At 65.2% G+C, this 26020-nt stretch carries 22 protein-coding genes and 1 tRNA gene; 9 read left to right on the top strand and 14 right to left on the bottom strand.

Annotated elements, in window-relative coordinates:
* Positions 1–4 precede the first annotated feature (4 nt).
* Positions 5–1846 carry a 3D-(3,5/4)-trihydroxycyclohexane-1,2-dione acylhydrolase (decyclizing) gene (gene iolD / locus NLM32_RS21050; RefSeq protein WP_254130805.1) on the bottom strand — a complete coding sequence of 614 codons (1842 nt, stop codon included), beginning with the start codon at positions 1844–1846 and terminating at the stop codon, positions 5–7.
* Between the two features lie 255 nt (positions 1847–2101).
* Between iolD and iolG the strand changes: the two genes are divergently transcribed.
* Positions 2102–3094, top strand: a complete 993-nt coding sequence (gene iolG, locus NLM32_RS21045) for an inositol 2-dehydrogenase (protein WP_254130804.1) — start codon at positions 2102–2104, stop codon at positions 3092–3094.
* Positions 3095–3096: 2 nt separating this feature from the next.
* Positions 3097–3879 (top strand): inositol monophosphatase family protein, encoded by a 783-nt coding sequence (locus NLM32_RS21040; protein WP_254130803.1) that lies wholly within the window; start codon positions 3097–3099, stop codon positions 3877–3879.
* 12 nt (positions 3880–3891) lie between these two features.
* Here the strand turns inward: NLM32_RS21040 and NLM32_RS21035 are convergent, their stop codons facing one another.
* The 8 genes from NLM32_RS21035 to NLM32_RS21000 all read right to left on the bottom strand — a co-directional run bounded on the left by NLM32_RS21035 (position 3892) and on the right by NLM32_RS21000 (position 11352).
* Entirely contained in the window at positions 3892–4266 is a 375-nt protein-coding gene (locus NLM32_RS21035) for a DUF1428 domain-containing protein (RefSeq protein WP_254130802.1), read from the bottom strand.
* 153 nt (positions 4267–4419) lie between these two features.
* Positions 4420–4493 (bottom strand) — tRNA-Gln (locus tag NLM32_RS21030).
* 144 nt (positions 4494–4637) lie between these two features.
* Positions 4638–5609 carry a tripartite tricarboxylate transporter substrate binding protein gene (locus NLM32_RS21025; protein WP_254130801.1) on the bottom strand — a complete coding sequence of 324 codons (972 nt, stop codon included), beginning with the start codon at positions 5607–5609 and terminating at the stop codon, positions 4638–4640.
* Between the two features lie 59 nt (positions 5610–5668).
* Positions 5669–6856 carry an iron-containing alcohol dehydrogenase gene (locus NLM32_RS21020; RefSeq protein WP_254130800.1) on the bottom strand — a complete coding sequence of 396 codons (1188 nt, stop codon included), beginning with the start codon at positions 6854–6856 and terminating at the stop codon, positions 5669–5671.
* Positions 6813–7850 (bottom strand): 4-hydroxythreonine-4-phosphate dehydrogenase PdxA, encoded by a 1038-nt coding sequence (pdxA, locus tag NLM32_RS21015; RefSeq protein ID WP_254130799.1) that lies wholly within the window; start codon positions 7848–7850, stop codon positions 6813–6815. The genes NLM32_RS21020 and pdxA overlap by 44 nt, the downstream gene beginning before the upstream one ends.
* Positions 7847–8947 (bottom strand): four-carbon acid sugar kinase family protein, encoded by a 1101-nt coding sequence (locus NLM32_RS21010; RefSeq protein WP_254135379.1) that lies wholly within the window; start codon positions 8945–8947, stop codon positions 7847–7849. Before NLM32_RS21010 ends, pdxA begins: the two co-directional genes overlap by 4 nt.
* Positions 8948–8949: 2 nt before the next feature.
* Complete coding sequence (locus NLM32_RS21005; RefSeq protein ID WP_254130798.1) at positions 8950–10389, bottom strand: FAD-binding oxidoreductase; 1440 nt, start codon at positions 10387–10389, stop codon at positions 8950–8952.
* 27 nt (positions 10390–10416) lie between these two features.
* The gene (locus NLM32_RS21000; RefSeq protein WP_254130797.1) at positions 10417–11352 is read right to left on the bottom strand and encodes a dihydrodipicolinate synthase family protein; all 936 of its coding nucleotides are present in this window, start codon (positions 11350–11352) and stop codon (positions 10417–10419) included.
* Positions 11353–11476: 124 nt separating this feature from the next.
* Here NLM32_RS21000 and NLM32_RS20995 point away from each other — a divergent pair, with 124 nt between their 5' ends.
* Positions 11477–12340: an IclR family transcriptional regulator gene (locus NLM32_RS20995; RefSeq protein WP_254130796.1), complete on the top strand. Its 864-nt coding sequence runs from the start codon at positions 11477–11479 to the stop codon at positions 12338–12340.
* Between the two features lie 36 nt (positions 12341–12376).
* Here NLM32_RS20995 and NLM32_RS20990 read toward each other — a convergent pair whose 3' ends face one another.
* The 3 genes from NLM32_RS20990 to NLM32_RS20980 form a co-directional block, all read right to left on the bottom strand.
* Complete coding sequence (locus tag NLM32_RS20990) at positions 12377–12580, bottom strand: hypothetical protein (RefSeq protein WP_254130795.1); 204 nt, start codon at positions 12578–12580, stop codon at positions 12377–12379.
* A gap of 118 nt (positions 12581–12698) precedes the next feature.
* Positions 12699–13604 (bottom strand): ribonuclease Z, encoded by a 906-nt coding sequence (gene rnz, locus NLM32_RS20985; RefSeq protein ID WP_254130794.1) that lies wholly within the window; start codon positions 13602–13604, stop codon positions 12699–12701.
* Between the two features lie 54 nt (positions 13605–13658).
* Positions 13659–14432, bottom strand: coding sequence for an alpha/beta fold hydrolase (locus NLM32_RS20980; RefSeq protein ID WP_254130793.1), 774 nt, complete (start codon positions 14430–14432; stop codon positions 13659–13661).
* A 153-nt stretch (positions 14433–14585) separates the two neighbouring features.
* Here NLM32_RS20980 and NLM32_RS20975 point away from each other — a divergent pair, with 153 nt between their 5' ends.
* The 4 genes from NLM32_RS20975 (at position 14586) to NLM32_RS20960 (ending at position 19878) form a co-directional block, all read left to right on the top strand.
* Positions 14586–15236 carry a GntR family transcriptional regulator gene (locus NLM32_RS20975; RefSeq protein ID WP_254130792.1) on the top strand — a complete coding sequence of 217 codons (651 nt, stop codon included), beginning with the start codon at positions 14586–14588 and terminating at the stop codon, positions 15234–15236.
* A complete protein-coding gene (locus tag NLM32_RS20970) occupies positions 15233–16762 on the top strand; it encodes an aldehyde dehydrogenase (protein ID WP_254130791.1) in 1530 nt (509 codons plus the stop codon). Before NLM32_RS20975 ends, NLM32_RS20970 begins: the two co-directional genes overlap by 4 nt.
* Positions 16763–16837: 75 nt before the next feature.
* Positions 16838–18205: an MFS transporter gene (locus NLM32_RS20965; RefSeq protein WP_254130790.1), complete on the top strand. Its 1368-nt coding sequence runs from the start codon at positions 16838–16840 to the stop codon at positions 18203–18205.
* Between the two features lie 188 nt (positions 18206–18393).
* The gene (locus NLM32_RS20960) at positions 18394–19878 is read left to right on the top strand and encodes an amidase (protein WP_254130789.1); all 1485 of its coding nucleotides are present in this window, start codon (positions 18394–18396) and stop codon (positions 19876–19878) included.
* Positions 19879–19893: 15 nt separating this feature from the next.
* Here NLM32_RS20960 and NLM32_RS20955 read toward each other — a convergent pair whose 3' ends face one another.
* Positions 19894–20502, bottom strand: a complete 609-nt coding sequence (locus NLM32_RS20955) for a TetR/AcrR family transcriptional regulator (RefSeq protein ID WP_254130788.1) — start codon at positions 20500–20502, stop codon at positions 19894–19896.
* Between the two features lie 200 nt (positions 20503–20702).
* Here NLM32_RS20955 and NLM32_RS20950 point away from each other — a divergent pair, with 200 nt between their 5' ends.
* On the top strand, positions 20703–21944 hold the full coding sequence (locus NLM32_RS20950; protein ID WP_254130787.1) for an efflux RND transporter periplasmic adaptor subunit: 1242 nt from the start codon (positions 20703–20705) through the stop codon (positions 21942–21944).
* Positions 21945–22078: 134 nt separating this feature from the next.
* Entirely contained in the window at positions 22079–25282 is a 3204-nt protein-coding gene (locus tag NLM32_RS20945) for an efflux RND transporter permease subunit (RefSeq protein ID WP_254130786.1), read from the top strand.
* Here NLM32_RS20945 and NLM32_RS20940 read toward each other — a convergent pair.
* Positions 25279–26007: a sulfite exporter TauE/SafE family protein gene (locus NLM32_RS20940; RefSeq protein ID WP_254130785.1), complete on the bottom strand. Its 729-nt coding sequence runs from the start codon at positions 26005–26007 to the stop codon at positions 25279–25281. The two genes, NLM32_RS20945 and NLM32_RS20940, sit on opposite strands and share 4 nt — an antisense overlap.
* Between the last annotated feature and the right edge of the window lie 13 nt (positions 26008–26020).

The raw sequence follows: 26020 nt of genomic DNA, 5'->3' as shown, positions 1-26020 counted from the left end.
TTGATCAGTATTTGCGGCGCACGAGCGCCTCGACATAGTTGCGCCTTGCGGCTTCGACCTCGGTGCGTCCCGAAACCTCCGGCACCGCCACGTCCCACCAATGGCCGCCGGCATCGGTCGAGGGCATCGGGTCGGTGTCGATCACGATGATGCTGGTCCGATCATGGCGGCGCGCCTCGTCGAAGGCCACTTCCAATTCACCAATGCTCGCGACCTTGCGCGCGTTCGCCCCCATCGCGGCGGCGTGGGCGGCGAAATCGATCGCGGGCAGCGTCTCGTGACGGGCGTCGCGCAGGAGGTTGTTGAAGGGGGCACCGCCGGTCGCGTTCTGGAGCCGGTTGATGCAGCCGAAGCCGCGGTTGTCGAGCACGACGATGATGAGCTTGACACCGAGCATCACCGACGTCGCGATCTCGGAGTTCATCATCAGATAAGAGCCGTCGCCGACCATCACGATGACGTCGCGCGCGGGATCGGCGAGCTTGACGCCAAGACCGCCGGCGATCTCGTAGCCCATGCAGGAATAGCCGTATTCCATGTGGTAGCCGCCGGGCGCGCTCGCCTGCCAGAGCTTGTGCAGCTCGCCAGGCAAGCCACCGGCCGCGCAAAGCACGACATCGCTGGGCCGGCTGCGACGCTGAACGGCACCGATGACCTGCGCATCGCTCGGCAAGGCTTCGTTGCCGGCAGCTAGGTAGCGCGCTGCTGTTTCGAGCCAAGCCGTGCGGCCGCTTTTGGCGTGGCCGGTCCAACCGGCAGGCGCCGCCCAGCCCTGAAGTGCGGCGCCAAGCTCCGCCAGCCCGACCTTGGCATCGGCGACCAGTGGCTGCGCACGATGTTTTCCGGCATCAAAGGGCTGCGTATTGAGACCGACGATCCGGCAGGCCGGGTCGGCGAAGAGCGAGCGCGAACCTGTGGTGAAATCCTGCAAGCGCGTGCCGATCGCAAGGACGAGATCGGCCTGCCGCGCCGCATCGTTGGCCGCGCCCGTGCCGGTCACGCCGATCGCGCCGAGATTGAGCGGATGGTCGTGAGGCAGCGCGCTCTTGCCGGCCTGCGTTTCCGCCACCGGGATGCCGTGCGCTGTGCAGAAGGCTGCGAGTTCGCCTTCCGCCTCGCTGTAGAGGACGCCACCGCCGGCGACGACGAGCGGGCGTTTCGCGGCTTTGAGCAGCGCTGCGGCCTGCGCCATTTGCGTCTCGTCGGCTCGCGCCCGGCGCGGCTGCCAGACGCGCTCGGCGAAGAACCAGTCGGGATAGTCGAAGGCTTCCGTCTGCACGTCCTGGCAGAGCGCGAGCGTCACGGGCCCACATTCGGCAGGATCCGTCAGGACCTGCATCGCACGCTCGAAGGCGGGCATGATCTGCTCGGGCCGGGTGATGCGGTCGAAATAGCGCGAGACCGGCCGGAAGCAGTCATTGGCGGAGACAGTCCCGTCACCAAAATCCTCGATCTGCTGCAGCACGGGATCGGGGCGACGGCCGGCGAAGACATCGCCCGGCAGCAGTAACACCGGCAGGCGATTGACGTGAGCAACGGCTGCGGCCGTCACCATGTTGGTCGCGCCTGGCCCGATCGAGCTCGTGACCGCCATCATGCGCCGGCGGCGCGAGGCCTTGGCGAAGGCGATCGCGGCATGTGCCATCGCCTGCTCGTTGTGCGCGCGCAAGGTCGGCAGACGGTCGCGCGCGGCATACAACGCCTCGCCGAGACCCGCGACATTGCCATGCCCGAAGATCGCCCAGACACCGGCGAAGAGCGGCTGGTCCTGCCCGTCGATCACCGTTCGCTGCGCAGCCATCGCGGCGACGAGCGCCTGCGCCATGGTCAGCCTGATCGTCGCCATTACTCGCTCCCACTCAACCGCGCCACCCGGCTTGGGCAAGCTGGCGGAAATTGTTCCATCATCGCGCCGACCGCGCCTTCGTCGTCGTCCAATCTGACACGATGCCGTGACGCGGTTGACGACATCGAGAAGCGCACGCTCCGACCTTGACTAGGCGGCGCAGAGAATGGAATGCTTAATCCAATAGTCAAGCAAGACAAACAAAATATGCCACCCGAGGGAGCGCTTCCGTCTTAGACGGACATGATGATGACAATGCGGTTTGGACTTCTTGGCGCCGGCAGGATCGGGCGCATTCACGGCCTTAATGTCGCCGCGCGCGGCGATGCAAAGCTCGTCGCGGTGGCCGACGCCTCGCGCGAGGCCGCGTCCTCGCTGGCGCAGGCTGCAGGCGCGAAAGCGGCCGACACCGACGCGATCCTGAGCGATTCCGGCATCGACGCTATCCTGATCTGCACGCCGACCGACACGCATGCCGACCTCATCGAGGCCGCCGTCTCGGCCGGCAAGGCTGTGTTCTGCGAGAAGCCGGTCGACCTCGATTCGGGACGCATTCGCCGCTGTCTCGCCACGGTCGAGAAGACAGGCAAGCCGCTGATGATCGGCTTCAATCGCCGCTTCGATCCGAACTTCGCGGCTTTGGAGAAACGGCTGCGCCAGGGCGAGGCCGGAGAGATCGAGATCGTCAACATCATTTCGCGCGATCCCGGACCGCCGCCGGTCGAGTATGTGAAACGCTCGGGCGGTCTCTTCCGCGACATGATGATCCATGATTTCGACATGGCGCGCTTCCTGCTGGCGGAGGAGCCGGTCGAGGTCTTCGCGCTCGGCTCGGCGCTGGTGGACAAGGCCATCGGTGAGGCCGGCGACGTCGATACCGCCGCGGTGCTGATGAAGACGGCGAGCGGACGCATCGCGCAGATCTCGAATTCGCGCCGCGCCACTTACGGCTACGACCAGCGCGTGGAGGTGCATGGCTCGAAGGGAATGCTGAGGGCCGGCAACATCCACGAGACAACCGTCGAGATCGCCACCGGCGCAGGCTTCCGCGCCGATCCGGTGCAGAACTTCTTCCTCGAACGCTATGCCGCCGCATATCGCGTCGAACTCGCGGCCTTCATCGATGCTTGCGCCAGCAAGGCAGCGCCCTCTCCGACCGGTCTCGACGGACTGCGCGCCCAGATGCTGGCCGACGCAGCAACCGAATCGGCCCGCACCGGTCGCTCTGTCGCGATCGGGGCCACCTGACCATGACCCCCGCCGAGCTCATGCTGCGGCGCTACGCGGCGCAGGGCCTCGTCGCCGAGGCGGGACGCATGGCGCTCGACTATTTCGGCCGCAAGGAAAGCCTCGGCGTCACGATGAAGGGGGCGCAGGATTGGCTCACCGTCGCCGACGGCGCCGTCGAGGATTTTTTGCGCGCACGGCTCAGAGAGCTTTTCCCTGGCGACACCGTGATCGGCGAGGAAGGCGGCGGCGAGGCCAGCGATGCGGTCTGGATCCTCGATCCGATCGACGGCACCTCGAACTTTGCGCGCGGCGATCGCAACTGGTGCATCTCCATCGGCTTCCTGCTGAACCGCGAGCCGACGATCGGCATCGTCGCGGCACCGGCGCTGGACGAGCTCTATGTCGCGCAACGTGGCCAGGGTGCGACGCTCAACGGGCAGCCGATCGCCGTCTCAGGCGCCGATGACATCCGCCGCGCTTATGTCGAACTGGGTTGGTCGGCCCGCATACCCTCGCAGCGCTATCTCGACATGATCGGCCGCGGTTATTCCGCCGGCTGCTCGATCAAGCGCGGGAGTTCAGGCACGCTGGGCCTCTGTCATGTCGCGAACGGGCGCACCGACGCCTATGCCGAGCTGCACATCAACGCCTGGGACGTCGCCGCCGGCATTGTGATCGTCGGCGAGGCCGGTGGCTGGGTCAACGACTTCTTCGCCGGAGACGGCATCAGCAAGGGCAATCCGATCCTGGGCTGTACGCCGGCGTTGGCGTCGCAGCTCAGCGACATCACGGGGATTTCCTAGCCGGCGCAAAGTCTATTGCGTCGCTGAATCCCGCTCATCACGTGCCTGAAGCAGCGTCGTGAAGCCGCCATAGATCATGCGCTTGCCGTCGAACGGCATGTCGGAGCCCTTCAGCCGCGGATCGGCCATCACCTTGGCGTTGACGGCATCGCGGCTCGCGCGATCGCGGTAGACGATCCACGAGAACACCACGACCTCATCCTCCGTCGCCATCACCGCGCGCGGAAAGGATGTGAGCTCGCCATAAGGCACGTCATCGCCGATGCATTCGACATAGTCGAGCGCGCCGTGCTCCATCCACACCTCGCAAGCCGTGCGGGCCAGCGCCTTGTAGGCCTCGATCTTGTCCTTGCGCACCGCCAGCACGAAACCATCGACATAGGGCATCTCGGATCTCCTTGGGTTATGTGCCCCAAGGACGATCGGACGCACACCGATCCGACACGCGATGGCGAAGTCGGGATGAGGCAAACCGTCGCGAGCCGGGCACGGCAGACGGCCGGGTCAGAGGCAATTCAGGCCTGTGGGAGGCGCCTTGAATGGCTGGGGAACCTGGATTCGAACCAAGACAAACAGAGTCAGAGTCTGTTGTGCTACCGTTACACCATTCCCCAACGGAATAGTCGAACAAATTCAATATCTTACTGATCTGTCCGACTGTGGCCGGAAGCGCGGTCTGCGCAAATCACGGCTCAGGCGTGCAGCCTTCTACCTGCTCGTCCCCGGACTGGCAAGCGCTGCGGTGGACGGATCGTCCCCTACTCCATCTTGATGTTCGCGGCCTCGATCACCTTCTTCCACCGCTCGGTCTCGGAGGCGATGTAGGCGGCGAACGGCTCGGAATCGACGGCGACTGCGGTGGCGCCGAGCTCGGCCATCTTCTGCACCGTGTCAGGCTGCTGCATGTAGGCGCGGATCTCGGCCGAGAGCTTTTCGATGATCGGCTTCGGCGTGCTGGCCGGAACGAAGAAGCCGTGCCAGGCGACCGCCTCGAAGCCGGGGAGGAATTCGGCCACGGCCGGCACCTCCGGATCGAAGGCGGCGCGCTTCGGCGTTGCGGTTGCCAGCATCGCGAGCTGGCCGGTCTTCACCTGCGGCAGCAGCAGCGGCACGTTGTCGAAGGCGAGATCGATCTGGCCGCTCAACAGGTCCGTCAGCATCTGGCTCGAGCCCTTGTAGGGCACGTGCACCATCTTGGTGCCGGTCATCTGCTGAAACAATTCGCCTGCGAGATGCTGCGAGGTGCCGACGCCGGCCGAGCCGAACGAGACCTTGTCCGGGTTCGCCTTCAGATAGGCGATCAGCTCCGGCACGGTCCGCGCCTTGATCTTGTCGGGATTGACGACGAGCACGTTGGGCACGACGCTGATCTGGGCGACCGGCGCGAGATCCCTGTCCGGCTGGTAGCTGAGCTTCGGCCCGTACAGCGACGGATTGATCGCGAGCGCCGAGGTGCTGGCAAGACCGATCGTGATGCCATCGGGGGCCGACTTCGCCAGCCGCGTCACGCCGAGGATCGAGCCGGCGCCGCCGACATTCTCGACCACGAACGGCTTGCCGAGCTTCATCTGCAAATGGTTGGACACCATGCGCGCGAAGATGTCAGCGGTGCCGCCGGCGGCGAAGGGCACGATCACCGTCACCTGCTTGGACGGATAGCCGTCCTGCGCTCTCGCCGGCGACATCGCCAGCAGGATTGCCGAGGCAAGACCAAGCCAGATCGATCTCATCGAAGTTTCCTCTACTTTTTTCAATGTTATTGATTGAGCGCCGCGCACGGCGGAGATGGCTAGAACGCGACCTCGTACATGTTGAGGATCGCATCCCGTCCCAAATCGCGCGGATTGTTGTCGAGCAGGCGGCGAATGGCGTGCGCCTCGTCGGCCATCATGCCGAGATCGTCCTTTGGCACGCCAAGCGCCGACAGCCGCATCTCCACACCGAGGTTCTTGCAGAAGGCGTAGGTCGCATCGAATGCAAGCTTCGGATCGTTCTGCTCCGGCAGACCGAGCGCTCCGAGCACCGCGACCGTCTTCGCCTCCACCGCCGGCATGTTGAACGCCAGCGTGTGCGGGAAGATCATCGCGCAGGCGAGACCGTGGGCAATGTGATGACGCGTGCCGAGCGGATAGGCCACGGCATGGCCGGCAGTGGTGTTCACCGGCCCCAGGCAATAGCCGCCATAGAGCGAAGCCAGCGACAGACCGGCACGGGCCTCGCGATCGCCGCCATCGGCCACCGCGCGCTTGAGATAACGCCCGACCAGCCGCGCGCCTTCGAGCGCGTAGAGATCGATCGTCGGGTGCGCCTTGCGGCTGGTGTAGGCCTCCACGCAATGCGCCAGCGCATCGACGCCGGTGGCAGCCGTGATCTCCTTCGGCACGGTCATCGTCAGATCGGGATCGACGATGGCGATATCGGCCAGCATGAAACGGCTCTGCACCGCCTGCTTGTTCTGGCTGACGGGATCGGTGACCAGCGCGCGGGTGCCGGCCTCGCTGCCGGTACCGGACGTGGTCGGGATCTGCATCAGCGCGACGCTGCGGCCGGCGACCTTCTCCGGCCCGACGATGTCGGCAAAGGGCACCTCAGACGTGCACATCACCGCGACCAGCTTGGCGAGATCCATCGCGCTGCCGCCGCCGAAGCCGACGACGAGATCGGGCTTGGCTTCTTTCGCCATCGCGACCGCCTTTTCGAGATTGGGCAGATCCGGCTCCGGCTTGACCTCGCCGAACACTTTGACGGCGCCCGGCAGCGCCAGCATGTCGACGCGGCGCGCGTTGAAGGGATCGGAGATCACCAGCGGCCGCTTGGCACCGATCCGCTCGGCGAAGCGCGCTGCAGCGGTGATGGTGCCGTTGCCGAACTCCAGGATGGTGGGGCGGAGGATTTCGATGGGCGTGAAGGCGTTGGTCATCGTGGGCTCGATCTCAGGACTTGGATGCGGTGCTGCCTGCGGACAGCCGCTCGGCATAATCGATGGCCTCGATCAGGCTGTGCTCGTTCGCAATGCCCTTGCCGGCGATGTCGAAGGCGGTGCCGTGGTCGACGGAGGTGCGGATGATCGGCAGACCCAGCGTGATGTTGACGCCGGAGAGTTCCTGCCAGCGGCCCGTCGCGGGATCGACCTGGAAGCCGAGCAGCTTGACCGGAATGTGCCCCTGATCGTGATACATCGCGACCGCCGCGTCGTACTGGCCGGCGCGCAGCTTCACGAAGATGGTGTCGCCGGGCACCGGGCCAACGACGTCGAGACCGTCGGCGACCGCCTTCGCGATCGTCGGCGCGGAGACGTCGATATCCTGACGGCCGAACAGGCCACCCTCGCCGGCATGCGGATTGAGCGCGGCGATCGCGATCTTCGGCTTGGCAATGCCGAGCCGCAGCAGCGCATCATTGGTGAGATCGATCACCATGCGCAGCCGCTCCGGCGTCAGACGCTTCGGCACATCCTCCAGCGCCACATGGGTCGAGACATGGCTGACACGCATGTTGCCGTGAGCGAGCAGCATCACCGAGCCGCGCACGCCGGTGAGATGCGCCAGCATCTCGGTATGGCCGGGGAAATGATAGCCGGCCTTGTTGAGGGCTTCCTTGTTCAGCGGCGCGGTTACGATGGCTCCGGTTCGGCCTGCCTGGGTCAGGCGCACGCCCTGCTCGATCGCCTTATATGCAAAGCGGCCGCCATCGGCACTGAGCACGCCGGGCTTGATCGGGTCGCCCTCGACGTCGGCCTGCAAATAGCAGAGGTTCGGCCAGTCGCGATCATCCGCGGTCACTTGCGGGATCGCAACGTCGCTGCCGAGCGCGGCCTTCGCACCGTCCAGCGCCGCGCCGCTGCCGATGATCAGCAGGCGCAGATCGCCGCGCGCGATCCGCTCCTTCAATCCCACACAAGCCTTGACGATAATCTCCGGTCCGATCCCCGCGGGATCGCCCATGGTGATGGCAAGATGACGAGAGGTCATGTCGGACTCCCCTGATTGAGCAAATGATTGTCCCGGAGCAGATCGCGCCAGAGATCGCGCGCACCGAAGGCTCCGGATTTCGAGACGACATCGACGCCGGCCCAGCGGCCGCCTTGCAGCGTCGAGCGCGGCAAGCCCGGCACGATCCGCCCTGTCACCTGCAGCGCGTGCGCGCCGAGGGCAAGGCATACGGCCTTCAGCGTCTCTCCGCCAGCAACGATCAGGGTTCCCGGCGGATCGAGCGCCGTGACCAACGCCGTCAGCTCGCGCGCGATCCGTTGCGCAGCGTCGGCGCGCGACAGCCCTTCGGCCAGCGAGAATTTCACCAGCGCCACGCCGGCATCGGCCAGCTTGCGTTGAACGATAGCGCGGCCCTCACCTTCGCCAAGCGCAACAGTGGCGTCGCCACATGCATCCAGCTGGGAGGCGGTGGCGGCCTGGTCCGAGCCGAACAGGCCCAGCACCGGGCGCTTCAATTTCGAAAGCGCATCTGCGCGTTGGCCCCGCGCGAGGGCACCGGCCAGCCCGCCACTTCCGCACCACAGCACCGGCCCGGGCATTCGCCGCGCCATCTCGACGACGCGATCGAGATCGACGTCGCTCTCGGCGTCGAAGACCTGAACGCCGCCTTGCGCCAGCGTGTCGGCGTTGCCGCGCTGCGCCGCGATGCCATCCTGTCTCAGCTGATCCAGTAGATTGTCGCCGACGCGATGCCAGTCGCCATCCACCGTGCGCGCATATTGCTGGGCATCGACGGTGCGGCGTCCCTGATAGTCGAAGGCAGGCGCCACCACGCAGGACGCCCAGTGGCCGGTGCCCAGGCAGGCACCGAGCTCGGCTGCCCATGCGCCACGCAGCAGGCTGTCCACTTTCTTGTAGGCGATCGTGCCGTCGCGCAGCAGCGGTGCCAGCCGGCCGACGATCGCGACGCTTTCGGCCTTCGAACGTTCCCTCGTGCCGCTGTCGATGGCGAGGCTCGGGGAACCCGACGCCGTATCCTTCCAGATGACATCGAACGGTCCGCACAGGCCAACGAACTCCGCCGCGGTGTCGAGCGCGCCGGTCAAATCGTCGGCAAGCAGGCGGACGCTGGTCATCGTCATGCCGCTCCCGCGCCAAAGATCTTGCCGGGATTCATCAAGCCCTGCGGATCGAGCAATTGCTTGATGCCGCGCATCAGCTCGATGTCCAAGGGATCGGCGACGCGGGCGAGCCGGCCGCGATTGGTGATGCCGATGCCGTGCTCGGCGCTGATGGCCCCGCCCTGCGCCGCAGTCTCGTCATCGACGATCTCGTTGATCTCAGCCACCAGCGCCGCGGTCGCGGCCGGATCCTGGCAACGCGCGCGATCGATCAGCGCGATGACATGGATATTGCCGTCGCCGATATGGCCATGCATCACGACGTTCGCATGCGGAACGGCCGCCTTGATCCGGGCCTCGACATTGGCGACGAAGGCCGCCTGGCGCTCCAGCGGAACCACGCTGTCGTGCGACACCACATAGCCGCTGCGCTTGTTGCCTTCCGACACGCTGTGCCTGACGGCCCAGATCGCCTTCGCCTGCGCAAGGTTCGAGGCCAGGATCGCGTCCTCCGCGAGCCCTGCTTCCATCGCATCGGCAAGCACCGCCGCAAGAGGTTCGTTGAGGTCGACGCCCGCGAGCGTGTCAGTCAGCTCGACGATCAGATACCAAGGTGTCGTCAGCACGAAGGGAATGGTGACGTGCGGCACGGTCGCGGCGATGGCCTCGATTTGGGACCGCGACATGATCTCGAGGCTGCCGAGCCGGTCGCCGACCGCACCGCGCAGGCGCGCCATGATCTCGAGCGCCTGCTCGACGCCTTGCAGTTTCAACAGCGCCAATGCCGAACTGCGCGGCGACGCGAAAAGTTTCAGCACCGCCGCGGTGACGATGCCGAGCGTGCCTTCCGCGCCGATGAAGAGCTGCTTGAGCGCATAGCCGGTGTTGTCCTTGCGCAGCGCGCGCAGGCCGTTGAAGACGCGCCCGTCGGGCAGCACGACCTCCAGGCCGAGCACGAGATCGCGCGTCGGCCCGTAGCGCAGCACGGCGGTGCCGCCGGCATTGGTCGAGATGTTGCCGCCGATCTGGCAGGAGCCCTCGGCACCCAGGCTCAAGGGAAAATAGCGATCGACGTCGCGGGCCGCACTCTGCACCTCGGCGAGGATGCAGCCGGCCTCCACCGTGATGGTGTTGGCGAGCGGGCTGACATCGCGCACGGTGCGCATGCGATCCAGCCGGATCACGACGTTGCCGGCAGCATCATCCGGCGTCGCAGCCCCGCACATCCCGGTGTTGCCGCCTTGCGGCACGATCGCGAGCTGCATCCCGGCGCAATATCTGACCACGGACGCGACCTCGGCGGTCGAACCGGGCTTCACCACCGCAACCGCGCGGCCGCGATAACGCCCGCGCCAGTCCACCACATAGGGCTCCTGGTCAGACCCGGACGCAATGACGTGCTTGTCGCCGACGATGGCGGCGAGCCCGGTCAGCGCGTCCTGGAAAGAGTCGGACATCGGATCGCCTCGCCGTCCGCGTCCGCCTTAGGCAGCCGTCGCGAATGCCGCGGCATTCGCGAGCAGCTCTTTCACTTGAGCTGCCGGCAAGGTCTCCAGCGGCGGCCGCAGGCGCTGCCAGCCGGCGTGACCGGTGCGCTCGGCCATCAGGGCCTTCAGGGACGGCATCTGCGCGAAGCGCGAGACCAGCTCGCGCGCCTTCACGATGCGCGCCTGCGCAGCCGCGAGCTTGGCGTCGTCGTCGCTGTCGCGGAAATGCTTGAAGACATAGGCGAGATCGCGCGCGATGAGGTTCGAGGTCGCCGTGATGCAGCCAGCGCCACCCTTGCGCAGCAGCGGCAGCAGCAGCGGGTCGGCGCCGGTCAGCACCGAAAAGCCGGGGAACCGCTCGACCATCGCGGTCATGTTGGCGAAGTCGCCCGAGGAATCCTTGATGCCGACGATGGTCGACGGATAGGCCGTGCGCAGCCGCTCGATCAGCGCGTGCGAGATCGGCTGCATCGACATCTGCGGGATGTGATAGAGCACGATCCTGAGGCGCTTATCGCCGATGCGCTGGATGATCTCGTTGTAGGCGGCATAGACGCCATCATCGCTGACGTTCTTGTAGTAGAACGGCGGCAGCATCACCACGGTATCGACGCCGACCGACAGTGCATGGCGCGTCAGCGCGATGGTCTCGGTGAATGCAGCAACGCCGGTGCCCGGCAGCAGCTGGTTCGGCTTGATGCCGCCGGCGATCACGGCCTCCAGCAGCGCGGTGCGCTCGGAGACCGAGAAGGAGTTCGCCTCCCCCGTCGTGCCAAGCATCGCGATGGCATCGCAGCCTTCGTCCAGCAGGTAACGGCAATGCGCGATGAAGCGCGCATGATCGGGCGCGAGCTCGGCATCGAGCGGCGTCAGCGCGGCGGAGAACACGCCATGTGGGTGCAAGGGCTGGGGGTGCAGAGATGATGTCGACAAAGCTTCCTCCGATCGTCAGATCGATGTTGTTCGGAATGCGAACATTTGTTATAATCTGACCTGTTGGTAAGATCAGGCTGCCGCCGCGTCAAGGGCTGTGGCTGTCATGGCAGGGCATACAAGCATGGCCAAGGTCGAAAAGAAGCCGGCGAAGCGCGCACCGGAAGCTACACCGAAAAACCCTAGGGATAAGAATCCCAAGGATAAAAATCCCAAGAACTATGTCGCGTCCGTCGGCAAGGCCTTTGCCGTGCTCAAGAGTTTCACCAGCGAGGCCTTCGAGCTGACGTTGAGCGAAGTCGCCGCACGCGCCGAGCTCGATCGCGGCACGGCATTCCGGCTGATCCAGACCCTGATCGAACTCGGCTATCTCCAGGCCGTGCCACAGAGCCGCCGGTTCCGTCTCGGCGTCGCCTGTCTCGACCTCGGCTACACCGTGCTGTCGCACGGATCGTTGCGTGCCCTCGTCGAGCCGCTGCTGCACGATCTCGTGCCCGAGGTCGGCGATGCGGCCTCGCTTGGCATCCTCGACGGCGGCGACGTGATTTATCTTGCGCGCGCCAGTGCGGGCCTCGACCGCTACAAGATGGATCGCCGGCCCGGCTCGCGCATCCCCGCCTATAGCGCCGCGCTCGGCCATGCCATGCTGGCGCATCTTCAGCGTGACGAGCAGATCGCGCGGCTGGAGTCACGCCCCCGCGTCAAGCTGTCGGAGCGAACGCTGACCGATCTCGATGCCCTGCTCGCCCGGCTGGACCAGGTGAAGAAGAAAGGCCATGCCGTCTCCGACGGCGAGAACGCCTATGGCCTGCGCACGCTGGCGACGCCGATCCTCGACGCCCAGGGTTTTGTGATCGCGGGATTGAGCGTCACCGTGGATGCAATGCGCATGGACATGCCGACCTTTCGCGACCAGGCGCTGCCGAAGCTGACGCTGCTGACGGGCAAGGTGCAGGGCCTCGCGATCAAGTCGGGCCTGTTGAGCTGAGTGCGCTGTCGGCCGAAGCGCGGTCTCTGAAGATGGCTATTCCGGGACGAGCGTGGCAAGTCCGGCTTCGATGATGGTGATTTCCTCGTTCACCTGCGCGATGGAGTGCTGCGGGTCGACGCCAGTCACAGCCACCAGCTGACGCAGCAGATCCTGGCGATGCGCCAAAATATCCTCCAGAGCATGGCGATCGTTCAGCCGCACATAGCCCTCAACGATCAATTCAACGGAACGAGACATGATACTCTCAATACAAGCTGATTTCTGATCTCGCGAAAATACCGCGCCGGCGCGCGGCTGCGGGAATGAAGTCGCGTCAACCTTGACAGGTAAGATTAATGGCCGTGCAACGCACCGCCTAAACAGCGATGCGATCGAAGTCTGCGGCGATCCGGACGTTCGGAAAGATCTTTGCCGCCTCGGCCAGGATCTCTCCGTCCTCATAGCGGCCCGACAGATGGGTCAGCACGAGCTGCCGGACGTTATTCGCGGCCGCGAACCGAGCCGCCTCCGCTGCGGTGAGATGGCCGTAATCTCGCGCCGTCGGCGCATCCCGATCCAGGAACGTCGCCTCGATCACCAGCAGGTCCGCATCCGCGGCATGTGTCGAAAGCCCCTCGGTGGTCTCGGTGTCGCCGATCACGACCAGCTTCCTGGCCCCACCCGGCGGACCCAGAACATCCTCCGGATGGATCGTCCGGCCCCCTTCAATCGTGACCGGTCGACCTGCGGCAAGCTCGCCGCGCACGGGACCGTCGGGCACACCGAGCGCCGAGAGGCGATCTGACAAGAGATGACGCCGCGCAGGGCTTTCAAAAACGAAGCCGAAACTGTCGGTGTTGCGATGACGGACCGGAAAGCAGCCGATGCTGAAGTCGCCGGCGTCGACGACGGGGCCTTCCGACAGCGGCGCGAACTGCACGGAGATCGGCGCGCGCCCCTCCCCCCACAGCCCTGCAAGCATGCGGATGACGGTGTCGAGCGTGCCCGGCCCGCCATGGATGGCCATGACATCGGAGGTCTGCCGCAGCCCCAATGTCGAGAACAGGCCGGGGATGCCGAGCACGTGATCGAGATGGCCGTGTGTCAGCAGAATGCGATCGAGCCGCCGAAAGCCCGCACCGCTTCGCAGCAGCTGGCGCTGCGTGCCTTCGCCGCAATCGATCAGCATGCGATGGCCCGCGGCCTCCAGCAGAAGCGCCGGATGGTTGCGTTCCGCGGATGGCACGCTGGCCGAGGTCCCGAGAAATGTCAGGGCGAACATTGCCTACTCTGGTGCGAGTCGCAGGGCCGATCCATCCTTATACGGCCTGCGAGCTCAGAGCAGAAACCCCTTCATGGCGTCGAGAAACTGTCGCGGCGATTGCAGCTGCGGCACGTGGGCGCAACCCGCGAGGATCTTGAGTTCGGCGTGCGGAAGTCCCGCGGCCAACTCATGCGACATCGGCGGAGGCGTTGCCTCGTCATGCTCGCCGACCATCACAAGAACCGGAACTTTCACGCCGGCAAGTTCGGCGCGGAGATCGAGGCTCGCCAGGGCATCGCAGGCCGCGCGAAACACATTGGGATCCGTTCGCAGAAAAGCTGCACGACGGTCCTTCATCAGGTCGGGCTGCTGCTCCTGAAACTCGGGCGCGAACAGGCGCCGCATCGCGACGTCGGTGATGGCCTCCAGTCCCTTCTCCCGCGACACCCTCGCCATGTTGCGAAACGCCTCGCGGCCGGGCTCGGAGAACGCCGCACCGCTGTCGGCGAGGATGAGCCTGCTCGCGATCTCGGGATGCCGGATCGCCATCTGCAAGGCGACGAACCCGCCATAACCATTGCCGAGCACGATCGCCGGCGCGCCGCCCGCAGCATCCCGCACGGCCTCGGCCATCCGGTCGGCGACCGCAGCAAGACCGCCTGCTACGGCGCGTGACCGGCCGAACCCCGGGAGCTCCGGCACGATGGTCCGGAAGGACGGCGCGAGCTCAGGCACAATCGCGTCGAAGCTCGCGCGATCCGACAACAACGAGTGAAAGAGAAAGAGCGGCGGCCCCTCGCCCGATTGCGCGACGTTGACGGTCCCGTTGGCAAAAAGCCTGTCCATGTCGGTCTTTCCTCGGCTGCGTCGCTCGGAACACGCGTGACCGCGTGCCTCATCGGTCCGATTGATAAATCAATTCGACGGGATTTCAAGCATTTGGAGCTTGACGTGAAATATCAGGACTGAGAGATTATGGCCAAGGAGAATCCAAATTCCATGCTTTTGCGCGAAAATATCTATGACCTTCTGAGAGCTGATATTTTAGCTTGTCGCCTGGCTCCGGGCGATGAAATGCGCGAGCAGGACCTGGCCGAACGCTACGAGGTGAGCCGCCAGCCTGTGCGGGACGCGCTCTTAAGACTGCAGCGCGAGCACCTCGTCACCGTGCAGCCGCGCCAGGGCTATCGGGTCACGCCGATCTCGCTGTCCGACGCCCGCGATCTCTTGCGCTTCCGTCTTGCGCTGGAGCCGGCCTGCGTTGCCGAGGCGATCGAGAGCGCCCCCGACAGCGTGCTGAAATCGCTCGACGAATTCCGCCGCTTCGCCGGCAACCACGAAGACTTCATCGCCTATAATCGCGGCTTCCACACCGCGCTGGCGCATGCGTCCGGCAATCGCCGCATGGCGACCGCGCTGTGCGATCTGATCGGTCAGGCCGATCGGCTGGTCCGGGTCAGCATTTCCAACCTGAAGGGCCACGACCCGACAAAGCTTGTCGCCGAGCACGTCGCCCTGATCGACGCCATGCAGAGCCGCGAAACACGAACCGCGGCGCGCATCATCAAGGCCCACATCGGGGCCACCGAAAAACGCGTCCTGCCGGCGCTCAAGCGTAACGCCGTCATCGTCGAGGAGAGGTCATCATGAACGTTCCGTCGAAACCCGCGTCGATCGACGTCGAAAGCCACGGCAATTTCATCGATGGACGTGAGGTCGAAGCCGGCAACGGCGCGATGCTCGATGTTCGCAACCCCGCAACCGGCGACGTGATCGCCCGCATTCCCAACTCCACCGCCGAGGACATCGACCGCGCCATGAAAAGCGCGCGCGCCGCGTTCGAAGGCAAGGCCTGGGGCGGCATGGACACGCGCATGCGGGCCAGGCTGGTCAACAAGCTCGCCGATGCGTTCGAGGCCAATCTCGACAGCCTGTACCGGCTCGAGACCCTCAACAACGGCCGCCCGATCAACGAGACCCGCGCGCAGCTCTCCCGCCTGCCCGACTTCTTCCGTTATTTCGCCGGCCTTGCGTTGTCGCGACGCGACTCCGTGATCCCGGTCGAAGGCGCATATTTGAACTATACGCTCCGCACGCCGATCGGCGTCGTCGCGAATTGCACCCCGTTCAATCACCCGCTGATGATCCTGTGCAAGTCGCTCGCCGTGGTGCTGGCGACCGGATGCGTCACCGTGGTCAAGCCGTCCGAATACACGCCGCTGACGACGTTGAAGCTGGCGCAGATCTTCACCGAAGCGGGCCTGCCGCCCGGCGTCTTCAACATTGTGCTTGGGTTGGGCCAGAGCGCCGGCAAGATGCTGGCCGAACATGGCGACATCAACAAGCTGGTGCTCACCGGCGGGACCGAGGCCGGCCGCATCGCCGGCAGCGCGGCGGCGAAGGTGTTCGCGCATCAGACCATGGAGCTCGGCGGCAAGACGCCGGTGATGGTGTTCGACGATTTCGACGTCGATCGCGCCGTCAACTATGCCGCATTCGGCGCCTTCATCGGCGCCGGCCAGACCTGCGTCTGCGCCTCGCGCCATATCGTTCAGGCCTCGATCTACGATGAGTTCGTCGAGAAGCTGCAGGCCAAGACCCGCACGATCCGTATCGGCGATCCCTTCGATGCCAGCACGCAGCTCGGCCCCGTGATTTCGGCGCGGCAGCGCGACCGCGTTCTCGCCTATGCGGGCTATGGCCACGCGGACGGCGCACGTCTCGTCACCGGCGGTGTTGCCGCAAAGGTGCCGGGCCATGACAACGGCTATTTCGTCGAGCCGACGGTGTTCGCCGACGTCACCTCCGACATGCGCATCTTCCAGGAGGAAGTGTTCGGTCCGTTCACGTCGGTAACGCCGTTCAAGGACGAGGCCGACGCGTTGCGGCTCGCGAACGACTCCCCATTCGGTCTTGCCGCGGCGATCCGCACCCGGGATGTCGCCCGCGCGCACCGCGTCGCCGCGTCGGTCAAGGCCGGCATCGTCTGGGTCAACGATCACCACCGGCTCGATCCGGCCTCGCCCTGGGGCGGCGTCGACGATTCCGGCATCGGCCGCGAATGCGGCACCGAGAGCTTTGACGACCATTTCAACACCAAGAGCGTGATGGTCGCGACGCATGAGCAGCCGTTCGACTGGTATCGCGACACGGCCAACCAGAAACGATTGAACTAGCAGAGACCGGAAGCGGCTGACCGCCCACAGAAGGCGGGCCGCATCAACCAGAACGACAGTCAAGGGAGAGCGTACATGTCGACATCGGTGAACGCAGGCAGCCGTCTCGATCGGCTGCCGATCGGGCCATTCCACCGCCGCATCATGCTGCTGATCGGCATCGGCATGTTCTTCGACGGTTTCGACATCTACATCGCCGGCACCGTGCTCAGCGTAACGCTGAAATCAGGCTTTTCGACACTTGCCCAGAACGCGGCCTTCATCTCCGCGACCTTCGTCGGCATGATGCTGGGGTCGTTCGGCACCGGCTTTCTCGGCGATCGCTACGGACGCCGCTTTACCTATCAATTCAATTTGCTGCTTTTCGGCGTTGCCTCATTGGCCGCCGCGTTCTCGCCGAACATGGCCTTCCTGATTGCCTGCCGCTTCGTGATGGGCGTCGGCTTGGGGGCGGAGAACGTCGTCGGCTATTCGACGATGACGGAGTTCGTGCCTGCCCGCACCCGCGGCAAATGGCTCGGCTTCACCACTGTATGCGTCGTCACCGGATTGCCAGTGGCACTGCTGGTCGCCTCCGTGCTGGTGCCGCAATACGGCTGGCGCTCGATGTTCGTGCTCGGCGGCATCGGCGCGCTCGTCGTCTGGTACATGCGCAAGTCGCTGCCGGAATCGCCGCGCTGGCTCGAAGCTGTCGGGCGCACGGCGGAGGCGGAAGCGCTGATGCAGGCGATCGAGAAGGAAGCGGCGCAGGGCCAGCCCTTGCCTGCTCCCGCGCCCATCACATCGGCTCCGGTCGCGGCCGATCTCGGCACGCTGTTCACCGCGCCCTTGCTGTCTCGGATGATCGTCGGCTCGGTCTGCCTGATCACGATCAACACCCTGCTCTACGGTTTCGTGACCTGGCTGCCCGTGTTCTTCGTCAAGCAGGGCCTCTCGATCGCGACGTCGTTCGGTTATTCGCTGCTGATGGCGCTCGGCGCCCCGATCGGCTCGGCGATCGGCGCGTTGACCGCGGACCGCTGGGGCCGCAAGCCGACCATCATCGGCGCATCGCTGATCACGGTGGCGCTCGGCATCCTCTACCCCATGATCTCGGATCCGATCCTGCTGCCGGCCGTGGGCTTCGCGCTGACGGTGCCGATCTACGTCCTGGTCGCGCTTCTGTTCGGCATCTACATCCCCGAACTGTTTCCGACCGAGGTCCGCCTGCGCGCGTCGGGCATTGTCAACACGCTGGGACGCGGCGCCACGATCGTCACGCCGTTCCTCGTCGTCTCGCTGTTCGAGACGCGTGGGGTTGCCGGCGTGATGGCGCTGATGATCGGCCTCCTGGTGGTCCAGATCATCACGGTCTGGGGGCTCGGCATCGAGCCGCGGCATCGCAGTCTCGAGGAGCTGAAGGCCGAGGACTCCGCTGCGCCGGTGCTCAAGGAAGCCTCCTGACTCACTCCACGGCGTCATGGCCGGGCTTGTCCCGGCCATCCACGCAAAATTTCAGATTCGAACGTCTCCTGCCCCGATCGGCGGGCAGATCTGGTTCCCGTTACATCGCCTCCTCATCTCTCTTGCGGAATTGCATGCTTGATACCCGGATCGGCTCGCCGACACGATAAGATGCAAGGGAGTTCGTGATGACCGCAGATGCCGCTGACTTGAACTACGGCTCGATCGGCGCACTCCTCGGCGCCCTGCACGCGCGCAAGATCTCCGCGTCGGAATTGCTCGAACATACGATTGCGCGCATCGAGGCGCTGGACGGGCCGATCAACGCGATCATCGTTCGGGATTTCGATCGCGCCAGAGACGCTGCGCACGCCGCCGATGCTGCGCTTGGCCGCGGCGAGCGGAAGCCGCTGCTCGGTATCCCCGTGACCTTGAAGGAACCGTTCAATGTCGCCGGCCTGCCGACGACATGGGGCTTTCCGCATTTCAGGGATTTTCGACCGGCCGAAGATGCTGTTCTGGTCGCGCGCTTGAAAGCGGCCGGCGCCATCATCATCGGCAAGACCAACATCCCGATCGGCTTGCGGGATTTCCAGAGCTACAACGAGATCTACGGGGCGACGCACAACCCGTGGGACCTCGGCCGGTCCCCCGGCGGCTCCTCGGGCGGATGCGGCGCGGCACTGGCCGCGGGCTTCGGTCCGCTCTCGATCGGCTCGGACATCGGCGGCTCGATCCGGGTGCCGGCGCATTTCTGCGGTGTGTTCGGACACAAGCCGAGCCTCGGCCTGGTGCCGCTGCGCGGATATAGTTTGCCGCCGGCCACGCCCGTCCCGGGCCAGGGCGATCTGGCGGTCGTCGGGCCGATGGCGCGCACGGCCTCGGACCTCGCGTTGTCGCTCGACGTGATCGCCGGCCCCGATGAAATGCGCGATGGCATCGGCTATCGCCTCGCGCTGCCTGCTCCGCGTCATGACCAGCTCAAGGATTTCAGAATCCTCGTGATTGACACGCATCCGTTGATGCCGACGGGAGACGCCGTACGTTCAGCGATTGGACGGTTGGCGGACCGGCTCGGCAAGTCGGGCGCGCGGGTCGCGCGCGCCAGTGCGGCGCTGCCTGACCTCGCGGATTCCGCACGGCTCTACATGAAGCTGTTGAACGCAGCGAGAAGTCCGCGCCTCACGCCGGCCGCCCTCGCAGAAGCGCAAGGATTGGCAGCAGCACTCGCGCCCGACGACCGCAGCCTGCAGGCCGAGCGCGCACGCGGCTGGGGCATGATCCATCGTGAGTGGCTGACGGCCGATGCGGCGCGCCTGCAACTGCAGCAAAAGTGGCATGAGCTGTTCCGCGAGTTCGACGCGGTGATCTACCCCGCCGCCGCCGTGCCGGCCTTTCCGCACGACCATTCGGAGCCGTTCGACGCGCGGCAGCTGGATATCGATGGCAAGCTCTATAACTACTCTGATGCGTGCTTCATCTGGGCCGACCCTGCCTCGACCTGCGGGTTGCCGGCCACCGCCGTGCCAATCGAGCGCACGACTTCGGGCCTGCCGGTGGGCGTCCAGATCATCGGGCCGTATCTGGAAGACCGTACGACGATTGCGCTGGCGGGGCTGATCGAGCGCGAGTTCGGCGGCTTCGTGCCGCCGCCGTCGCTGCCCGCGAGCTAACGAAGGTCGACGACGTTATTGCGTTCTGTCGGTCGACTGGGCCTCGACCGCCTGCACGGCCACGGTCGCAACCTGCCGTAGCGCTTCGCGATCCGAGCCTGAGGAGGCCATCACACCCATGCCGACCGACACGGCCGACACATAGCGCGCAAGCGCGGCGGGATCTGACGTCGGCTTGAGATCGCCTTCGGCCTTGGCGCGCACAAAACGGTCGCGGAGCTGGTCCTCGTTCTGGGCGCGGCGCGCGGCGAGTTCGAAGGGGACGTTTTCGGAGCCAGTGCCCGTGGCGATGCCACCTTGCACGAGCAGGCAGCCGGGTGGATTGGCGGGATCGGTCTGCTTCTCGGCGATGCCCATCAGCATCCGCTCGGCGACATCGCGGGCGGTCGGTGCGGCCACCACCTCGTCCATCCAGGCGCCGCGCAATTTGGTGTAACGGTCGAGCGCGGCCTTCAGCAGGCCTTCCTTGTTACCAAAGCACGCGTAGAGGCTCGGCGGGTTGATGCCCATCGCCTCCGTCAGCTGGGCAATCGTGGCGCCCTCATAGCCATGGCGCCAAAACACTTCCATCGCCTGATCCAACGCCACTTCGGCGTCGAATTCGCGGGGGCGTCCCATGCCCATGTGCCTGTCTCCTCAGGAATCAGCGTCGTCCATCAACTTAACGCTCGACCCTATCTATTTGTTCTGTCTTTCTTTTCTCTTCCGCCTTCCAATTCTTGCGGTAAGCGGCTACAATTTTCTTAGTGACGGTACATAAGTATCTTGCGCTGCGATATCCAGCTCCACATCTGTAGTGAACACTACATTTCTGGAGCGCGCAAATGCCCCCCTCCCAAAACACCTCTCGCCCTGGCCGTGTCCGCCGTCTTCTCGGCGGTGTCGCGATCGTGGGCGCCCTCGCGGTAGCCGGCTCGATCGCGACCGGCCACTATTTCCGTGCCGCGCAAGCGACCGCAACGGCGGCCGCCGCTGAGCAGGCCGTCTCCGTGACGGTCGCGATGATCGAACCAAAGCAGACCGTGCTGTGGGACGATTTCTCCGGCCGGTTAGAGGCCATCAATCGGGTCGAACTTCGACCGCGCGTGGCCGGCGCGATCCTGTCGACCAATTTTACCGAGGGCGCGCTGGTGAAGGCCGGTGACGTCCTATTCAAGATCGACCCGTCGCCTTACGAGGCCGAGGTCGACAAGGCCAACGCACAGCTCGAGGCCGCGAAGGCGCGCGTGGTGTTCACCCAGAGCGAACTCGAGCGCGGCGCACAGCTGGTCGGCAATGCCGTCGTCACGCGGCGTGACTACGACCAGCGCGACAACGCCAACCGCGAAGCCATCGCCAACGTGAAGGCGGCCGAAGCGACGCTCCAGACCGCAAAGCTCAATCTCGACTACACCGAGGTGCGCGCGCCCGTGGACGGCCGCGTCGGCAAGTTCGAGATCACCGTCGGCAATCTCGTCGCCGCCGGCACCGCCTCCCCGGTGCTGACCTCGCTGGTCTCGGTCAATCCGATCTACGCGTCCTTCGATGCGGATGAAGAGGTCGTGCTGCGCGCACTGAACTCGATCGCAGACAGCACCGGCAAGCGCGGCAATCTCGACCAGATTCCGGTCGAGATGGCGACCTCCGGCGGCCTCTCGGCCAAAGGCCATATCCAGCTCATCGACAACCAGGTCAACGGCCAGAGCGGCACGATCCGTGTCCGCGCGGTATTCCAGAACGAGGACGGGCGTCTCATTCCCGGCCAGTTCGCCCGCGTGCGGATGGGGCAGCCGAAACAGCAGTCGCTGGTGATGATCGACGAGCGTGCGATCGGCACCGACCAGGACAAGAAGTTCGTGATGGCGGTTGGTGATGACAGCCGTGCGGTCTACCGGCCGATCACGCTTGGCGGCTCGGTCGACGGACTGCGCATCGTGACAGCGGGCCTCAAAACCGGCGATCGCATCGTCGTCAACGGCCTGCAGCGCGTGCGTCCGGGCGCTCTCCTCAAGACCGAGGTGGCAACGATGGGTGCGCGTGGGCAGCAGGCCTCCAACCACAGCAACCAGGACGTGGTGCAACGCTAGTTACCTCGTTCCGGGCCGGACGCCCGGAAGGACGACGTCATAACGACCACGACATCGCATCTCGCTTCCCGGACGTGGGCATTTACCCGCGTTCCGGGGAACGGGAGAGCTGTCTCTCGCGCAGGGGCAAAGCCATGAATCTCTCGAAGTTCTTCATTGATCGTCCGATTTTCGCCGGCGTGCTGTCGGTGCTGATTTTCCTCGCCGGCCTGATCTCGCTGTTCGCGATGCCGATCTCCGAATATCCGGATGTGGTGCCGCCCTCCGTCCTGGTGCGCGCGACCTACCCCGGCGCCAATCCCAAGGTGATCGCGGAAACGGTGGCCACGCCCATCGAGGAGCAGATCAACGGCGTCGAAGGCATGCTGTACATGTCGAGCCAAGCAACCACCGACGGCGCCATGACGCTGACGGTGACGTTCCGCCTCGGCACCGATCCCGACAAGGCAACACAGCTGGTGCAGAACCGCGTGCAGCAGGCCGAGCCCCGCCTGCCGGCGGTGGTGCGCCAGCTCGGCATCATCACCAAGAAGTCGTCGCCCGACCTCACCATGGTCGTGCATCTGTTGTCGCCCAACAACCGCTACGACATGACGTATCTGCGCAACTATGCGGTGCTCAACGTCAAGGACCGCCTGGCGCGGATCGACGGCGTCGGTGACGTCCAGCTTTACGGTGCCGGCGACTATTCGATGCGGGTCTGGGTCGATCCCCAGAAGGCGGCCGAGCATGGGCTGACCGCCAGCGACATCGTCAAGGCGATCCAGGCGCAGAACGTCGAGGCAGCCGCCGGCGTGGTCGGCTCCTCCCCCAACGTCAAGGGCATCGACCTGCAGCTCTCGGTCAACGCCGAGGGACGTCTGGCCAACGAAGAACAGTTCGGCGACATCGTGGTCAAGACCGGCACCCGCGGCGAAGTCGTACGCTTGCGCGATGTCGCGCGCATCGAGCTCGGCGCATCCGAATACGGCCTGCGCTCGCTGCTCGACAACAAGCAGGCGGTTGCGATCCCGATCTTCCAGGCGCCCGGCTCCAACGCGCTGGAGATTTCCGACCACGTCCGCGCCACCATGGCCGAGATCAAGAAGAACATGCCGGAGGGCGTGTCCTACCAGATCGTCTACGATCCCACCCAGTTCGTGCGCTCGTCGATCGAGGCCGTGATCCACACGCTGCTCGAGGCGATCGCGCTGGTGGTGCTGGTCGTGATCCTGTTCCTGCAGACCTGGCGCGCTTCCATCATTCCGTTGCTCGCCGTGCCGGTCTCGATCGTCGGCACGTTTGCGGTGATGCATGTGTTCGGCTTCTCCATCAACGCGCTCAGCCTGTTCGGCCTCGTGCTCGCCATCGGCATCGTCGTCGACGACGCCATCGTCGTGGTCGAGAATGTCGAGCGCAACATCGAGGGCGGGCTGTCGCCGCGCGACGCCACCTATCAGGCGATGCGCGAGGTGTCCGGGCCGATCATCGCCATCGCGATGGTGCTGATCGCGGTGTTCGTGCCGCTGGCCTTCATCTCCGGCCTCACCGGGCAGTTCTACAAGCAGTTCGCGCTGACGATCGCGATCTCGACGGTGATCTCGGCCGTCAACTCGTTGACGCTGTCGCCTGCCCTGTCGGCCCTGCTGCTCAAAGGTCATAACGAGCCCAAGGATCGCCTGACGATCATCATGGAAAAGGGCCTCGGCTGGTTCTTCCGCCGCTTCAACCGCGCCTTCACCTACTCCTCCGAGAGCTACAGCGGCACCGTCACCAAGGTGATCTCCGGCAAGGCCGCGGTGATGGGGCTCTATGTGGTCCTGGTCGGTCTGACCGCCTTCCTGTTCCAGCAGGTGCCGAGCGGCTTTGTGCCGGGCCAGGACAAGCAATATCTGGTCGGCTTCTCGCGGCTGCCCGACGGAGCAACGCTCGACCGCACCGAAGAAGTGATCCGCAAGATGAGCGACATCGCGCTGACCCAGCCCGGTGTCGAGAGTTCTGTGGCCTTCCCGGGCTTGTCGATCTCCGGCTTCACCAACTCCTCCAACGCCGGCATCGTGTTCTCGACGCTGAAACCGTTCGACGAGCGCAAGGGCCCGGCATTGAGCGGCAATGCCATCGCCGCCGACCTGAACAAGAAATACTCCGGCATCCAGGAAGCCTTCATCGCCATGTTCCCGCCGCCGCCGGTCAACGGCCTCGGCACCATCGGCGGCTTCAAGCTCCAGATCGAGGATCGCGCCGGTCTCGGTTATGAGGCGCTGAACGAGGCGACCAAGGCGTTCATGGCGGCGATGCAGAAGGCGCCGGAGATCGCCGGCGTGTTCTCGAGCTTCCAGGTCAACGTGCCCCAGCTGTTCGCCGACATCGACCGAACCAAGGCGCTGCAGCTCGGCGTGCCCGTGACCGAGGTGTTCAACACGCTGCAGATCTACCTCGGGTCCTACTACGTCAACGACTTCAACAAGTTTGGCCGCACCTACTCTGTCTATGTCCAAGCCGACGCGCCGTTCCGCGCACGCGCCGACGACATCAGGCAGCTGAAGGTGCGCTCATCCTCGGGCGACATGGTGCCGCTATCGGCGCTGCTCACGATCCGCCAGAGCGCGGGCCCTGAGCGCGCGATCCGCTACAACGGCTTCCTGTCGTCCGACATCAACGCGGCTGCCGCCCCCGGCTTCTCCTCCGGCCAGGCGCAGGAGGCTGCGACGCGGATCGCGGCGGAGACGCTGCCGCCGGGATTTGCCTTCGAATGGACCGACCTGACCTATCAGGAGTTCATCGCCGGCAATTCCGGGCTCTGGGTGTTCCCGCTGGCGATCCTGCTGGTGTTCCTGGTGCTGGCGGCGCTTTATGAGAGCCTGACCCTGCCGCTTTCGATCATCATGATCGTGCCAATGGGTCTGCTGGCCGCGATGTTCGGCGTCTGGCTCTCGAAGGGCGACAACAACGTCTTCACCCAGATCGGACTTATCGTTCTCGTGGGTCTCTCTGCCAAGAACGCGATCCTGATCGTCGAATTCGCGCGCGAGCTCGAATTTGCAGGTCGCACGCCGATCCGGGCCGCGATCGAGGCGAGCCGGCTGCGGTTGCGTCCGATCCTGATGACGTCGATGGCCTTCATCATGGGTGTGCTGCCGCTGGTGCTCTCGACCGGCGCCGGCTCGGAGATGCGACGCGCCATGGGCGTTGCCGTGTTCTCCGGCATGATCGGCGTCACCGTGTTCGGCCTGTTCCTGACGCCCGTGTTTTATGTGCTGCTGCGGACCGTCACCGGCATGAAGCCGCTGGTGCATCACGGCAGCGACATCAGCGCGGCTCCGGTTCAGGGCCTTAACCAAGAAGTCCCTGGCCACTAGATCAGGGAAATCCCCGATATCAGCAACAGAACGAGCACGGTCTTGCGAAAGACCGTCTCGTTCACCCGGTGAAAGGCAATCACACCGAGCGCGGATCCCGCGAACAGCGCAGGCAGGCTGACCGCGAGATCGACGAAGACCTTTGACGACAGATCCTGATGCCCGACCAGCAGGATGATCGCAAAGACCTGCATCGCGGCGATGAACGGCTGGACCAGCCCGCGCTGCTCGCTCTTGGGCATGCCACGCATGTCGCACCAGATCGTCGGAATCGCGCCGGGCATCGCGGTGAGCCCGCCGACGAGCCCTCCTCCGAAGCCGATCAACGCAACCCAGTGCCGGCCGACCGCCTCACCGGCCGTCACCAGCGTCGGCCGCAGCAGCATATAGGCGGCATAGAGCGCAACAACGACACCAAAGCCGCGCCGAAGCAGATGCGTGTCGGTCGACTGCAACAGCGATACCGCAATGGGAACGCCGATCAGCCCACCGATGATCAGGAACAGGCTCCCCTCCCAGCGGATGCTGCGCCGGAGCGCCCACAGATTGGTCGCCTGCACGCCGATGCTGCAGGCCATCATCAGCGGCACGGCCTCCAGCGGCTGGAAGACCCGCAACAGGATCGCGCCCGCCACGGCCGAGAATGCAAATCCCGAGAGCCCTGAGACGAACGCTCCGGCGAATACGGCGGTGCTGAGGAGCAGCAGTGTCGTAATGTCAGGCACGGTCTGCCCTCCA

Origin of the sequence: Bradyrhizobium sp. CCGUVB14, from assembly GCF_024199935.1 — a bacterium.
Taxonomy (GTDB): Bacteria; Pseudomonadota; Alphaproteobacteria; order Rhizobiales; family Xanthobacteraceae; genus Bradyrhizobium.
The sequence above is the reverse complement of the archived record's forward strand: the minus strand, read 5'-3'. Positions and strand labels throughout refer to the sequence as shown.

Bases quoted from the DNA above. Each gene is read 5' to 3' on its own strand.
- iolD (WP_254130805.1), bottom strand. From the start codon at position 1,846: ATGGCGACGATCAGGCTGACCATGGCGCAGGCGCTCGTCGCCGCGATG.
- iolG (WP_254130804.1), top strand. From the start codon at position 2,102: ATGCGGTTTGGACTTCTTGGCGCCGGCAGGATCGGGCGCATTCACGGC.
- NLM32_RS21040 (WP_254130803.1), top strand. From the start codon at position 3,097: ATGACCCCCGCCGAGCTCATGCTGCGGCGCTACGCGGCGCAGGGCCTC.
- NLM32_RS21035 (WP_254130802.1), bottom strand. From the start codon at position 4,266: ATGCCCTATGTCGATGGTTTCGTGCTGGCGGTGCGCAAGGACAAGATC.
- NLM32_RS21025 (WP_254130801.1), bottom strand. From the start codon at position 5,609: ATGAGATCGATCTGGCTTGGTCTTGCCTCGGCAATCCTGCTGGCGATG.
- NLM32_RS21020 (WP_254130800.1), bottom strand. From the start codon at position 6,856: ATGCCGAGCGGCTGTCCGCAGGCAGCACCGCATCCAAGTCCTGAGATC.
- pdxA (WP_254130799.1), bottom strand. From the start codon at position 7,850: ATGACCTCTCGTCATCTTGCCATCACCATGGGCGATCCCGCGGGGATC.
- NLM32_RS21010 (WP_254135379.1), bottom strand. From the start codon at position 8,947: ATGACCAGCGTCCGCCTGCTTGCCGACGATTTGACCGGCGCGCTCGAC.
- NLM32_RS21005 (WP_254130798.1), bottom strand. From the start codon at position 10,389: ATGTCCGACTCTTTCCAGGACGCGCTGACCGGGCTCGCCGCCATCGTC.
- NLM32_RS20995 (WP_254130796.1), top strand. From the start codon at position 11,477: ATGGCCAAGGTCGAAAAGAAGCCGGCGAAGCGCGCACCGGAAGCTACA.
- NLM32_RS20990 (WP_254130795.1), bottom strand. From the start codon at position 12,580: ATGTCTCGTTCCGTTGAATTGATCGTTGAGGGCTATGTGCGGCTGAAC.
- rnz (WP_254130794.1), bottom strand. From the start codon at position 13,604: ATGTTCGCCCTGACATTTCTCGGGACCTCGGCCAGCGTGCCATCCGCG.
- NLM32_RS20980 (WP_254130793.1), bottom strand. From the start codon at position 14,432: ATGGACAGGCTTTTTGCCAACGGGACCGTCAACGTCGCGCAATCGGGC.
- NLM32_RS20975 (WP_254130792.1), top strand. From the start codon at position 14,586: ATGCTTTTGCGCGAAAATATCTATGACCTTCTGAGAGCTGATATTTTA.
- NLM32_RS20970 (WP_254130791.1), top strand. From the start codon at position 15,233: ATGAACGTTCCGTCGAAACCCGCGTCGATCGACGTCGAAAGCCACGGC.
- NLM32_RS20965 (WP_254130790.1), top strand. From the start codon at position 16,838: ATGTCGACATCGGTGAACGCAGGCAGCCGTCTCGATCGGCTGCCGATC.
- NLM32_RS20960 (WP_254130789.1), top strand. From the start codon at position 18,394: ATGACCGCAGATGCCGCTGACTTGAACTACGGCTCGATCGGCGCACTC.
- NLM32_RS20955 (WP_254130788.1), bottom strand. From the start codon at position 20,502: ATGGGCATGGGACGCCCCCGCGAATTCGACGCCGAAGTGGCGTTGGAT.
- NLM32_RS20950 (WP_254130787.1), top strand. From the start codon at position 20,703: ATGCCCCCCTCCCAAAACACCTCTCGCCCTGGCCGTGTCCGCCGTCTT.
- NLM32_RS20945 (WP_254130786.1), top strand. From the start codon at position 22,079: ATGAATCTCTCGAAGTTCTTCATTGATCGTCCGATTTTCGCCGGCGTG.